Origin of the sequence: Citrobacter sp. Cf118 (assembly GCF_030334095.1) — a bacterium.
GTDB classification, from domain to species: Bacteria; Pseudomonadota; Gammaproteobacteria; order Enterobacterales; family Enterobacteriaceae; genus Citrobacter; species Citrobacter freundii.
On the sequence record NZ_JAOWES010000062.1, the window covers coordinates 71,966 to 85,256 of the forward strand.

The following is a 13,291-nucleotide window of genomic DNA, read 5'->3' on the forward strand; positions in this document are numbered from 1 at the left end:
AGGCCTCTATTTTTCACTCGCCTTACGTTCTTTTAGTTCATATGCACTTATTGTAACGGCACCAACGCTGCAAATCCGGGATGGTGTTATGAAAAATGTTATTTCAGTACAAGATAATGGCCACCTTTGCAGCCAAACTAACGAAACTGGCGATATCAACTACAAATCGATGGGCACTTTAGGGTTTTACGCGGCCATTACGTTTTACACCGACCAAACCTATACACCCGGAACTTCAACAATCAGCTTACTCAAAAGCGGTGATTACCACGTGCGCATTTGGAATGAAAACCCTGGCGCAGGAATTACCGGCTATTACCAGAATGTGACCTTCGATATCAGCGCCGTGACCGTCGCCGAGCCTACCTGCACCACCCAACCGGTCGCCAGCGGCAACAGCGTGAGCGGCTCGACCGTCAACCTGGGTAGCTACAGCCCGAACGATATCATCAACGGGGCAACCGCCGTGCCGTTTGCCATCAACCTGGGAGGCTGTAAGGGGCTGCGCAATATTAACGTCACGCTCGCATCCACCAACGTCGCAACCGATGCTACCCTGCTCGGCAATATTCTCACCCTTAACCACGCCACCGGCGTCGGGCTGGAAATTCGCGGCGCGGCCAATAACTACAGCACAGAAACGCTAATCATTCCGAACGAGAGCACCTCGGTATATAACGACCAGCGCGACACCGCGAGCGATGACAATATTTACGGCTCCAGTGAAAACGGCAAGGTGCAAACCCATACCCTGAATTTCCTCGCCACGCTTAAGCGCGACAGCAATCAGAAAATCGGCTCCGGTAACTTTAAGGCCAACGGCATCTTTACGCTGGATTACCCCTGAGCACTGCCCCGGCGGCCTGCCGCCGGGAGGATATTGAACGCGGTGTCGCCCCGAACGCCGGCATTACAAAAATACACAGGTTACATATTTAGCGACAAAGTGCTCGAACGCCGCGGACCTTGTTGTGTCATGATAAGAAAAATCTCAAGCCCACTACTGAGGGAAGAGAAAGCTATTACGGACAATAGCGTTATCGTGGACAAGCAAGGATATAACGATGGGAAGGAGCCCTAACGTACCGTTTTACCGCCGCCTGATGGCCGTTTTACGCACGGCACTCATAATACTGCTGTTCTCTGCCAGCGCGCAGGCCGCGACGCAAACGTTCGTGCTGGGCGGCACCACCTACGCTTCGGACGGCGGGCCGGTTGGCGACGGTACGAACACTCTTACTTACCCCAGCGGGCGAACCGTCTACTTCAGCCGCAGCGACACGCTGGCCCCCGCCAACGTCACCATAAACTGGAACGGCTCACACGGCTCGTCCAGCGGCAAAGACCGCCTGTACTGTACCTCGACGGGCGCGGCCACCAGCAACCACTTATCCGTCGAGTCCGGGCTGGTGCCCGCTGGTCGCTATGGCGGCGCAGCGTTATTTAAAACCAATATTACCGGCCTCTACTTCTCGCTCACGTTGCGATCGTTCAGCTCATACACCCTCAGCGTGACCGCCTCAACGCTGCCCGTCGTGGACGGAATCATGCACAACGTGATTACGGTCAAAGATAACGGCCATGTTTGTTCCGACACCAGCGGCAGCGGTATGCAATACAACAGTCTGGGCGGGCTCGGGTTCTACGCGGCCATCACCTTCTATACCGACCAAACCTATACGCCAGTCAGTTCGAAGATTAGCCTGCTAAAAAATGGCGACTATCACGTACGCATCTGGAACGAAAACCCCGGCAGCGGTATCAAAAGTTATTATCAAAACGTCACAATTGATGTCAGCGCCGTTAGCGTCAGCGAGCCGACCTGCACCACGCAGCCGGTTGCCAGCGGCAGCAGCGTCAACGGCACCACTGTAAACCTGGGCAGCTACAGCCCAAACCAGATTATTCGCGGCGCCGCCGCGGTGCCGTTTGCCATTAATCTCGCCGGCTGCCGCGGCCTGCGCAATATTAACGTCACGCTGACCACCACTACGCTCGCCAGCAACCGCACGATGCTCGGCAACATCCTGACCATGAACCAGGCCACCGGCGTCGGCGTGGAGATCAGCGGCGTCGCCAACGGCTATAGCCCGCAGATGGTACTGCTGCCTAACGACACCACCTCAGTCTATAGCGAGCAGCGCGATACGTCGGGCGACGACAATATCTACGGCACCAGCGAAAACGGGAAAAACCAGTCGCTGACGCTCAACTTTCTGGCCACGCTCAAACGCGACGGCAATCAGAAAATTGGCTCAGGCAACTTCAAAGCCAACGGTATTTTTACGCTCGACTATCCCTGATGACGCCCGAAAGCGCCATCAGGATGGATATGCCCACAAAGGGCTAACGTTCCGTCCTCTCTTCCCCTACAATGCGCGCATTGCATTCATACAATTTATGACCAACAGGGGTTATGATGAAACCAACCACCATCGCCTTGCTGCAGAAATGCAAACAGGAAAAGAAACGCTTCGCCACCATCACCGCCTACGACTACAGTTTTGCCAAACTGTTCGCTGACGAAGGCATTAACGTGATGCTGGTTGGCGACTCCCTGGGGATGACCGTTCAGGGTCATGATTCCACCCTGCCTGTGACCGTTGAAGATATCGCTTACCACACCCGCGCCGTCCGTCGCGGCGCGCCGAACTGCCTGCTGCTGTCTGACCTGCCGTTTATGGCTTACGCCACGCCGGAGCAAACCTTCGAAAATGCCGCTACGGTCATGCGTGCCGGCGCCAATATGATCAAAATTGAAGGCGGCGCATGGCTTGCTGATACCGTCAAAATGCTGGCCGAGCGCGCGGTGCCGGTCTGTGGCCATCTGGGACTAACGCCGCAGTCGGTGAATGTGTTTGGCGGCTATAAAATTCAGGGTCGTGGCGATGCCGGAGACGTTCTGCTGGCAGATGCGCTGGCGCTGGAAGCCGCAGGCGCACAGCTCCTGGTACTCGAATGCGTACCGGTTGAGCTGGCGAAACGCGTCACCGAGGCACTGTCAATTCCGGTGATTGGTATTGGCGCAGGTAACGTCACCGATGGTCAGATTCTGGTGATGCACGATGCGTTCGGCATTACCGGTGGCCACATTCCAAAATTCGCCAAAAATTTCCTCGCCGAAGCGGGCGACATGCGCGCCGCAGTACGGCAGTATATTACCGAGGTTGAATCCGGCGTCTATCCGGGTGAAGAACACAGTTTCCATTAAGGAGTCAACGTGTTAATTATTGAAACTCTGCCGCTGCTGCGCCAGCACATTCGTCGTCTGCGCCAGGAAGGCAAACGCGTCGCGCTGGTCCCTACCATGGGCAACCTGCACGACGGTCATATGAAGCTGGTTGATGAAGCAAAGGCTCAGGCTGATGTGGTGATCGTCAGTATTTTCGTTAACCCAATGCAGTTTGATCGAGTGGAAGACCTGGTGCGCTACCCACGTACGCTGCAGGAAGATTGCGAAAAACTGAACAAGCGTAAAGTTGATATTGTCTTTGCACCGTCAGAGAAAGAAATCTATCCGCAAGGTACGGAAGGTCATACCTATGTTGATGTTCCGGGACTGTCTACCATGCTGGAAGGCGCCAGCCGTCCGGGTCACTTTCGTGGTGTTTCCACTATCGTCAGCAAGCTGTTTAACCTGATCCAGCCAGATATCGCCTGCTTTGGCGAGAAGGATTTCCAGCAACTGGCGCTGATCCGCAAAATGGTAGCGGATATGGGGTATGACATTGAGATCGTCGGCGTACCGATTATTCGCGCCAAAGACGGCTTAGCCCTAAGCTCGCGTAATGGTTATCTGACCACAGAGCAGCGTAAAGTTGCCCCGGGCTTGTACAAAGTAATGAGCCATATCAGCGAAAAATTGCAGGCAGGGGAACGCGATCTGGAAGAGATTATCGCCATTGCTGAACACGAGCTGAATGAAAAAGGCTTTCGCGCCGACGATATTCAGATCCGCGACGCCGACACGCTGCTCGAGCTGACAGAAACCAGTAAACGCGCAGTGATTCTGGTCGCCGCCTGGCTGGGTCAGGCACGTCTGATCGATAATCAAAGCGTTACATTAGCCCAGTAGACAGGGGTTAAAAATCAGGCAATACTGCCTGAAAATTCTCAAAGCAGGTCAGTAGCGCCTGCTTAGCCAAGATAAACGACAGGGTAAAGAAGTTATGATTCGCACCATGCTGCAAGGCAAGCTCCACCGTGTAAAAGTCACGCAGGCGGACCTGCACTATGAAGGCTCCTGTGCCATCGACCAGGATTTCCTTGATGCCTCCGGTATTCTGGAAAACGAAGCGATTGATATCTGGAACGTGACCAACGGAAAACGTTTCTCAACCTACGCAATTGCGGCTGAACGCGGCTCCAGAATCATCTCGGTGAACGGTGCTGCAGCGCATTGTGCAGAGGTTGGCGACATTGTGATTATCGCCAGCTTCGTCACCATGTCTGATGAAGAAGCCCGCACCTGGCGTCCGAAAGTGGCCTACTTTGAAGGCGACAATGAAATGAAACGCACCGCGAAAGCCATTCCGGTACAGGTTGCCTGACGACCCTTACCCCTGCGGCTGATTGACTATCAGCCGCGACATCGTCTCCAGCGAATCCGTCCTTAAAATATAAAGCCTTTTCAATAAGAACGGATTATCTCCCGGCTTAACCTTCCCCCTCACCGTAGTGACCGCCATGTGAAATCCCGCGTCACCCGCCGCTTTTACCGCCGTGGCGTTATAACCGCCAAACGGGTAAGACAAATACAGAACGTGAGGATTGAACTGGGACAGCGCCCGGCGCGAGCGAGCGAAATCGAACAAAATATTGTGATAGCTGCGACTCAGCAGGATCGGTCGGCGATTCGCGTCAACCCGATGTAAAAAATGGGTATGCGACTGGAAGTCGAACACGTCCCGGATCTCGTTCAGTTCAGAGAGGCTCATAAACTGCAGCGATTTCGGATCCCATTTCTGCGGGTGGCGTTTGATGCGTGATGAGATGATAAACGCCGTGGCCTTCATACCATGTTGTTTCAGAATCGGGTAAGCATAACGACTTACCGACTTCAGCCCATCATCAAAGGTCAGCACCACCGCTCGGGCCGGGAGATTCATGCTATTGCGGATATAGCCTTCCAGTTGGTACATCGTCAACGTGGTGTAGCCGCGATCCTGGAGCCAGGCCATCTGGTTGCTGAAAGCGCGTACGGAGGTGGTGGTGGAAGTATGGCGAAAGCGGGTATTCTCTTCATCGCGCAAAATATGATGATAGGTTAACACCGGGATGCCGTTGTCTTCCTGCGCATCCAGCGCGCTAACATAGGCCAGTCGGCCACCAATGCGGATCTGGTACCAGGTCTGGTTGAGTCGGTCTTTAAGCTTGCTGATGACCGGATAACGCAGATTATCCGCCAGCACGCCAAACGGGGCGCTACCGACATCCGGAGCGTTATAAACTGGCGTATCTTTCCAGGTTACCAGGCTTTGGTTGCTGAGCGGTTTATTGAGATCGCCCAGACCATCATCGACTTTCTGCCGCCCCTGAACGGGCTCCAGATGCCCCTTATCAATAAACCCGGTGCCAAAGCCGAAGGTAAATTCGTAATAGTCTGCGGCAATTGGCTCAACGGCGAGGATCTGCCCGGCGCGAATATTCCCTACCGTCACCATTTTATTGCCAATCTGCGCCCATACGGCGGCGGCTTCGGTGGTTTGCATATAACGAGCAGGCAAAGCCGCAGCGACGCTGCCAGAAAACAGGAGCAACAGAACAAACAGAACGCGCATAACCATATGAGATAACCGAGGCGAGTAACCTCGGCTATTGTAGCAAAAGCATAATCAATACCAATGATTAATACTCATACAAATCATGCTTCAACACGAAGGGGGGATTTTTTTGTTGTTGATGCCAGAGGCTGGATACTTCGGGGCCTCCAAGTGCGACGATGCAATCCCGAAACGCAGAACTACTCAGCGATTCCCGTGACGAAATCATTCGCTCAAGCAATGGATAGCTGATACCTGAAATCACTTCACACTGGGGATGTTTATGACTCATTAGCGACGCTACACGGTAAGGCGCAGCCCCAGCCATATCCGTCAGGAATACCACACCCTCACCTGAATCTGTAGCATGCAGAGCATGGCACATCATGCGGCTTAGCATATTCGAGCTGAGTCCACGCCAGAAACTTACAGCCTGACATTGGGCCAACGGGCCGTACTTTTTCTCCAGACGATGCAGCATATCCTGTGCCTTATCGTCATGACAGGTAATTACCCAACCTAACATTGCCTACCTCCTTAGCAGGCAAGTAGTTTATCAGTGTGATAAATCCGTAATGGTGACAAGCATCAAAAGTCTTCCTCTCCCAGGCAAGGAGAGGAAGAAAGAATTAGCTGCGCAGGCCGCGTCCGCGCTGAATCAGGTACCAGCACAGCAAATAAAACGCAGCGATAAACACCACCAGCACACCAAACGTGGTGACCAGCGGAACATCATGAATCCCCAGGAAGCCGTAGCGGAAACCGCTAATCATGTAGACAATCGGGTTCAGATGCGACAGCCCCTGCCAGAACGGTGGCAGCAGCGTTAGCGAATAGAACACGCCACCCAGATAGGTCAGTGGTGTCAGTACGAAGGTTGGGATCAGGCTGATATCGTCAAAGGTTTTAGCAAAGACTGCGTTAAGCAAACCGGCCAGCGAGAACAGTACCGCCGTTAACATCAGCGTAAGCGCCACAAAGACCCAGGAATGCACCTGGAAAGGCACGAAGAACAGTGAAATAGCCGTTACCAGAATGCCTACGCACAAGCCACGTGCCACACCGCCGCCGACGAAACCGGCGATGATCACGTGCGTTGGTACCGGGGCGACCAGCAGCTCTTCAATATTGCGTTGAAACTTGGCGCTGAAGAATGACGATGCCACGTTCGCGTACGAGTTGGTGATCACCGCCATCATAATCAGCCCTGGCACGATAAACTGCATGTAGCTAAAACCATGCATTTCGCCGATACGCGAGCCGATTAGGTTACCAAAGATAATAAAATAGAGCGTCATGGTGATGACGGGGGGAACCAGAGTCTGAACCCAGATACGCATAAAGCGGTGGATCTCTTTCGCCCAGATGCTTTTCAGCGCCACCCAATAAAGCTGCATCATGCGCGATCTCCTTGTTTTTCATGAACCAGAGAAACAAACAGTTCTTCCAGTCGGTTCGCTTTGTTACGCATACTCAATACCTGAATGCCCTGCGCGCTCAGCTGAGAGAAGACGCTGTTAACCCCCTGTTCACGCAGCACCTCCACTTCCAGCGTGGAAGTGTCGACCAGCCGGTACTGATAACCGTCCAGTTTCGGCAGCGGGCTTTTCGGCGCCAGATCGAGGATAAAGGTCTCGGATTTCAGCTTGGAGAGCAGCCCCTTCATCGAGGTGTTTTCCACCAACTCGCCGTGCTGAATAATGCCGATATTGCGACACAGCATTTCTGCTTCTTCGAGGTAGTGAGTGGTCAGAATAATGGTGGTGCCTTTGTCGTTTAAATCCTTTAAAAAGCCCCACATTGAACGACGCAGTTCAATGTCGACACCCGCCGTTGGTTCATCCAGGATGAGTAATTTTGGTTCGTGCATCAGAGCACGAGCAATCATCAGACGGCGTTTCATCCCGCCGGAAAGCATGCGCGCACGCTCGTTACGTTTTTCCCATAAATCGAGCTGCTTTAAATATAATTCGCTGCGTTTGACCGCCTCTTTATGCTCAACGCCGTAGTAACCCGCCTGGTTGACCACGATCTGCTGCACGGTTTCAAACGGGTTAAAGTTAAATTCCTGCGGTACCAGACCAAGCTGGCGTTTCGCGTTAACCGTATCTTTTTCGAGATCGTATCCGAAGACGCTCACCCGCCCGGAGGTTTTGTTCACTAGCGAGCTGATTATTCCAATGGTGGTGGACTTTCCTGCGCCATTCGGTCCCAAAAGCGCATAAAAATCACCCGCTTCGACTTGCAAATCTATCCCGCGTAACGCTTGAACGCCACCAGGATAGGTTTTTTTAAGTTGTTGAAGTTCCAGAGCAATGGTCATGTTTTTTTACTTACCTTACGTTCTGACATTTTATATATAGTTTAATTAATGCTGGAGTTACCCTATATTAGCCCATCGAATTTATCTGGCTTCGGGTCGTACAACTCCATGAAAGACATAGATACACTCATCAGCAACAATGCACTATGGTCAAAGATGCTGGTAGAAGAGGATCCCGGATTTTTTGAAACGCTGACGCATGCGCAGAATCCGCGTTTTCTATGGATTGGATGTTCCGATAGCCGCGTTCCCGCTGAACGATTAACCGGTCTTGAACCGGGCGAATTATTTGTTCACCGCAATGTTGCCAATCTGGTTATTCACACCGACCTGAACTGTCTCTCAGTCGTTCAGTATGCGGTGGATGTGCTGGAAGTGGAACATATTATTATATGCGGCCACTACGGATGCGGCGGCGTCCAGGCGGCGATTGAAAATAAAGAACAAGGGCTGATTGATAACTGGTTACTGCACATCCGCGATATCTGGTTCAAACACAGCTCACTGCTGGGCGAAATGCCGCAGGAACGTCGCATGGACACCCTATGCGAACTAAATGTCATGGAGCAGGTCTACAACCTAGGCCACTCAACCATTATGCGTTCAGCCTGGAAGCGCGGTCAGAAAGTTACTATTCACGGCTGGGCTTACGGTATTCATGACGGTCTATTACGCGATCTCGACGTCACCGCCACCAGCCGCGAAACGCTGGAGCAGCGCTATCGCCAGGGGTTGTCTAACCTGAGTCAGAAGCACAGCAACCATAAATAATGTGACATTGCCGGGAGGCGGAGACGCCTTACCCGGCCTACAAACCTACGCCGTAGGTCTGATAAGCGAAGCGCCATCAGGCGCTCCCGCCAATTACTCGTCCAGCAGCACCACTTTGCCAACATACGGCAGATGGCGATAACGCTGGGCATAGTCAATGCCGTAACCGACCACAAACTCATCTGGAATAGAGAATCCGATAAATTCGACCGGAACATTCACTTCACGACGAGAAGGTTTGTCCAGCAGCGTGCAGATAGCCAGGGATTTCGGCTCGCGCAGGCTCAGAATTTCACGCACCTTGGACAGCGTATTGCCGGAGTCGATGATGTCTTCGACAATCAGCACGTCTTTGCCACGAATGTCTTCATCCAGGTCTTTCAGGATTTTAACATCACGCGTAGTAGACATTCCGCTGCCATAGCTGGATGCCGTCATGAAATCGACTTCGTGGGAGACATGCACTTCACGGCACAGATCCGCCATAAACATAAATGAGCCACGTAACAGACCAACCAGCACCATATCGCTGCCGCTGTCTTTGTAACGTTCATTAATCTGGCGCCCCAGTTCAGCAATACGCGCTTTGATCTCCGCTTCCGGGATCATCACTTCAACAGTATGTTTCATAAACCCTATAACTCACTGATTTTTATCAGTTGACACATCATGCAGATCGAAAGAAAGCGCTTACGTTGATACACCGACTGACAGACGGCGACCCGCTCTAACCACAAAACTTGCGACAGCATACAAACAATTCAGTTGATGAAGTATACCAGTAAAGAGAGCGGGTTCCTCTGATAGTTCACAGGAGAACCCGTTTGCGTCGTTTTTTGTATGCTTATTAAGCAAAACCTGGTTCGCACGACAGCATGTGGCTAAAACGTTTCCCAATGCGGGTCTTGTGTCGTACTCCCCGCAGAGGTTGCTTGCGGAGCATCCTTAGGCGGTTTCCGATGCTCACTGTTGGAGGTATCGCGTGTGATGCGAAATGCTGCCACGGCCAGGCGTAACTGTTCAGCTTGTTGTTCCAACGAAGCAGCGGCGGCGGCAGACTCTTCTACCAGCGCGGCGTTTTGTTGTGTGACACTGTCCATCTGCGAGACCGCGAGACTCACCTGCTCAATCCCCCGGCTCTGTTCCTCTGAGGCTGAGGCGATTTCCCCCATGATGTCCGTCACGCGGGTGACCGCAGCGACAATCTCTTTCATCGTTTTACCCGCGTCCGACACCTGCTGAGATCCCATCCCCACGCTGTGAGTTGAGTTATCAATCAACGCTTTGATCTCTTTGGCTGCCTGAGCGCTACGGCTTGCCAGAGTACGGACTTCACCCGCTACAACAGCAAATCCTCGTCCCTGCTCTCCTGCTCTGGCTGCCTCAACCGCCGCGTTGAGCGCCAGGATATTGGTCTGGAAAGCAATACTGTCGATGACGCTGGTGATCTGCGCAATTTGCTGTGAACTACCGGCAATTTCACTCATCGTGTGCACGACAGTATCAACAACCCGTCCACCACGCGCGGCAGTATCAGACGCATTCTTAGCCAGTTGAGTCGCCTGTTTCGCATTGTCCGTATTTTGCTTCACGGTTGCAGTAAGCTGTTCCATGCTGGCGGCAGTCTCTTCAAGTGAAGCAGCCTGCTGCTCGGTACGCGAAGACAGATCGTTGTTACCTGACGAGATTTCCGCTGCACCGCTATGAATCGTTTCTGAGCTGTTACGCACCGACGTGACTGTCGAAATCAGCGACTGTCGCATTTCATCTAACCCCGTCGCCAAACGCCCCATTTCATTACGTCCCTGGACGTCGAGTTGATGGGTCAAATCACCGCGGGTAATAATGCGGATATGCTCCATAATCTGCGCCAGGGGTTTAAGCAGCATATGCTGCAACCCACTCCAGATCATGCCCAAAACGATGAGCACAGCGACGACAATCGCCCCTAATGTCCATTGCATGCGGGTAAAGCTGTGCTGATTCTCCGCCGCCGCGTGCTGAAGCAATGCGTTATTTTCGTTACGCCACTGGTCATAGCTGGCTTCCATTTCATCTTGCGCCTTCTGAGCATCAAGATCGCCATAGGCCTGATAGTTATTTGCGCGCAGATACTCTATCGATAACGCCATCACGTCGTGCATCTGCCGATACTGTTTTTCCATTTCAGATGCAATTTGCGGATTCTGCCCCGACACCTGCGGCAATGACTGATAATGCGCGAAGTATCCCTCAGCCTTCTTCATCGACTCACTCGCCGTTTTTAGCAAAGTATCAATTGCCGCCAGTGAGGCCGGATCGCGTTGGTTCTTTAAGAAACGAATTGCTACGCGGGTTACCGTTACCCGGGTTTTAATCAGCGTATTGACGCTATCACTCAGATTTTCCTGTTGGGCATTCAGGGTGCCTGAGTTCTGGAAATTATGGCGATCATTGTTTACTGCAGAATAAAAAAAACTTCCTGTCACGGCCTGTAGCAAACAGAAAATGGCGAGAACCAGAAGAATGCCGGTAATAACGCGCACATTTTTAATCATAGTATTTCATCCATTGAACTCACATTGGGTACCCAATGATTATCGGCTCTAAAGGCGATTACTTTATGTGCAATAGCAGAATTTGCAGGAGGTGGGAGTCGCGCGATGAAACACTGTAAAGAGACTGTGTCTCATCCGGCTTACGAGAGATTTCTGCAGGCCGGATAAGCACAGCGCGATTTGTTTAGACGGTGAAGCCGAGCATCATCCCGGTATCTTCATGCTCTAACAGATGGCAGTGCGCCATATAGGCATGCTCCTTTGGCGCGTCATGGTCAAACTTAACCAATACCTCGCTCACGCCGCCTTCTACCCGCACCGTGTCCTTCCATCCCGCACGGTGTGCGGCAGGCGCTTTGCCATTCTCAGACAGAATGCGGAACTGCGTGCCATGAATGTGGAACGGATGCAGCATCATGTCGCCCTGACCGGAAATCACCCAGCGTTCATGCTGCCCTTTTGCCGCGGCAAACATCGGTTTATTCATATCAAACGCCTGACCATTAATCCGGTTGGCATTATGGAAATCAAACGATCTGCCATGCTGCATATTCCCCATCTCACCGTGGTTCATATTGCCATGATTCATATTGCCGTGGTCCATATTGTCATTATTCATATGGCCCATCATCTTTCCATGATCCATACCCGCCATGGCCTGACCGCCGAATTTCTTCATCAGCATTTGCATGCCCATCATATCGAGCATCGGATCCATCGACAGCTGCAGCTTGCGCACCGTCAGACCTTCCAGTGACGGCAGCGATGGCATGGATGTCAGCGTATCCGGCAGCGTGCCGGAAGCGGTAATCAGCAGCGGCTGAACGCGCATCACCGGGTGCGGCTTATCAAATGGCGCAATTGCCATCCCCATCTGGCTGACCGGCAGAGTGACCAGATCAAAAGCTTTGCCGTCACTGACATCCACCAGCACTTCAAAGCGCTCGCCCATCAGCATAGGAAGCTCGGTCACTTTTACCGGTTCCGCCAACAGTCCACCGTCGCTGGCAATGACGTACAAAGGACGATTGTCGCTGGCCGCAATGTTCAGCGAGCGCGCGTTACAACCATTCAACAGACGCAGGCGCAGCCAGCCGCGCGGTGCGGCATGCTGAGGATAAATCGCCCCGTTGGTAAGCAGCGTATCGCCAAACCAGCCGACTGCGGCGGTCATGATGTCCAGTTGATAATCAACCTGCCCATCAGCAGAGAACTGTTTGTCCTGAATAATTACCGGCACATCATCAATTCCCCACTGCTTAGGCAGCATCAGCTTGCGAATCTCTTCGTCTTCAATCAGCACCAGTCCGGCCAGCCCCATCGCTACCTGATGACCGGTCTTTCCATGCTGATGAGGGTGGAACCAGCAGGTTGCCGCGCGCTGATCCGGCGTGAAGGTCACTGAACGTTTCCCGCCCGCCGGGATTATGCCTTGCGGCCCACCGTCGACTTCACCAGGGATTTCCAGCCCGTGCCAGTGCAACGTCGTCTCTTCGGCAAGCTGGTTATGGATATCCACGGTCACCGATTGCCCTTTGTTCAGCTTGACCGCAGGTCCAAGTAAATTGCCGTTATATCCCCAGGTCGTCGCTGTTTTACCAGCAAAACTCGACTGTCCGGCTTGCACCACCAACTGCATGCGATTAGATGCATCCGCGGTTAGCAGATCAGGAATGGGCAATACAGGGCGGTCTGCGGCAAATACGCTCCGGCTCCACAGAGGTAACGCTGACGCTACGCCCAGCGCCACGGAGTACTTTAAAAAGTCACGACGTTGCATAATCACTTCCTTATATTCAGCAGCTTAAGCAGGCTATCTTTTAAGCATAAGCCTTCCCCTTACGGGAAGGTCAAGTGAACGGCTAATAATAAAGGTCGTCGCTTCGCTCGCAGTATGC

13 protein-coding genes are annotated in these 13,291 nt (G+C 52.7%); 6 read left to right on the top strand and 7 right to left on the bottom strand.

What is annotated here, in order from left to right; all coding sequences use genetic code 11:
• The first annotated feature begins 88 nt into the window (after positions 1 to 88).
• The 5 genes from OGX67_RS05195 (at position 89) to panD (ending at position 4,550) form a co-directional block, all read left to right on the top strand.
• Positions 89 to 847 carry a fimbrial protein gene (locus OGX67_RS05195; protein WP_257651223.1) on the top strand — a complete coding sequence of 253 codons (759 nt, stop codon included), beginning with the start codon at positions 89 to 91 and terminating at the stop codon, positions 845 to 847.
• A 217-nt stretch (positions 848 to 1,064) separates the two neighbouring features.
• Complete coding sequence (locus OGX67_RS05200) at positions 1,065 to 2,303, top strand: fimbrial protein (protein WP_257651224.1); 1,239 nt, start codon at positions 1,065 to 1,067, stop codon at positions 2,301 to 2,303.
• Between the two features lie 116 nt (positions 2,304 to 2,419).
• A complete protein-coding gene (gene panB / locus OGX67_RS05205; protein ID WP_071696607.1) occupies positions 2,420 to 3,211 on the top strand; it encodes a 3-methyl-2-oxobutanoate hydroxymethyltransferase in 792 nt (263 codons plus the stop codon).
• A gap of 9 nt (positions 3,212 to 3,220) precedes the next feature.
• On the top strand, positions 3,221 to 4,075 hold the full coding sequence (panC, locus tag OGX67_RS05210) for a pantoate--beta-alanine ligase (RefSeq protein ID WP_071696606.1): 855 nt from the start codon (positions 3,221 to 3,223) through the stop codon (positions 4,073 to 4,075).
• Between the two features lie 94 nt (positions 4,076 to 4,169).
• On the top strand, positions 4,170 to 4,550 hold the full coding sequence (gene panD, locus OGX67_RS05215; RefSeq protein ID WP_000621526.1) for an aspartate 1-decarboxylase: 381 nt from the start codon (positions 4,170 to 4,172) through the stop codon (positions 4,548 to 4,550).
• A gap of 6 nt (positions 4,551 to 4,556) precedes the next feature.
• On the opposite strand, the gene OGX67_RS05220 is transcribed toward panD, so the two are convergent.
• The 4 genes from OGX67_RS05220 to OGX67_RS05235 all read right to left on the bottom strand — a co-directional run bounded on the left by OGX67_RS05220 (position 4,557) and on the right by OGX67_RS05235 (position 8,085).
• On the bottom strand, positions 4,557 to 5,786 hold the full coding sequence (locus OGX67_RS05220) for a polysaccharide deacetylase family protein (protein ID WP_071696605.1): 1,230 nt from the start codon (positions 5,784 to 5,786) through the stop codon (positions 4,557 to 4,559).
• Positions 5,787 to 5,847: 61 nt separating this feature from the next.
• The gene (locus tag OGX67_RS05225) at positions 5,848 to 6,288 is read right to left on the bottom strand and encodes a PTS sugar transporter subunit IIA (RefSeq protein WP_003837482.1); all 441 of its coding nucleotides are present in this window, start codon (positions 6,286 to 6,288) and stop codon (positions 5,848 to 5,850) included.
• Positions 6,289 to 6,391: 103 nt separating this feature from the next.
• A complete protein-coding gene (locus OGX67_RS05230) occupies positions 6,392 to 7,162 on the bottom strand; it encodes an ABC transporter permease (protein WP_003018647.1) in 771 nt (256 codons plus the stop codon).
• Positions 7,159 to 8,085: an ABC transporter ATP-binding protein gene (locus tag OGX67_RS05235; RefSeq protein ID WP_003837480.1), complete on the bottom strand. Its 927-nt coding sequence runs from the start codon at positions 8,083 to 8,085 to the stop codon at positions 7,159 to 7,161. Before OGX67_RS05235 ends, OGX67_RS05230 begins: the two co-directional genes overlap by 4 nt.
• Before the next feature lie 108 nt (positions 8,086 to 8,193).
• On the opposite strand from OGX67_RS05235, the gene can reads away from it, so the two are divergent.
• Positions 8,194 to 8,856 carry a carbonate dehydratase gene (gene can, locus OGX67_RS05240; protein ID WP_003018654.1) on the top strand — a complete coding sequence of 221 codons (663 nt, stop codon included), beginning with the start codon at positions 8,194 to 8,196 and terminating at the stop codon, positions 8,854 to 8,856.
• Positions 8,857 to 8,949: 93 nt separating this feature from the next.
• Here can and hpt read toward each other — a convergent pair whose 3' ends face one another.
• From hpt to cueO, 3 genes are all read right to left on the bottom strand, one after another.
• A complete protein-coding gene (gene hpt, locus OGX67_RS05245; RefSeq protein ID WP_003018658.1) occupies positions 8,950 to 9,486 on the bottom strand; it encodes a hypoxanthine phosphoribosyltransferase in 537 nt (178 codons plus the stop codon).
• 251 nt (positions 9,487 to 9,737) lie between these two features.
• Positions 9,738 to 11,393: a methyl-accepting chemotaxis citrate transducer gene (gene tcp, locus OGX67_RS05250; RefSeq protein ID WP_003837476.1), complete on the bottom strand. Its 1,656-nt coding sequence runs from the start codon at positions 11,391 to 11,393 to the stop codon at positions 9,738 to 9,740.
• Between the two features lie 184 nt (positions 11,394 to 11,577).
• Positions 11,578 to 13,173, bottom strand: a complete 1,596-nt coding sequence (cueO, locus tag OGX67_RS05255) for a multicopper oxidase CueO (RefSeq protein ID WP_257651225.1) — start codon at positions 13,171 to 13,173, stop codon at positions 11,578 to 11,580.
• Positions 13,174 to 13,291: the final 118 nt, after the last annotated feature.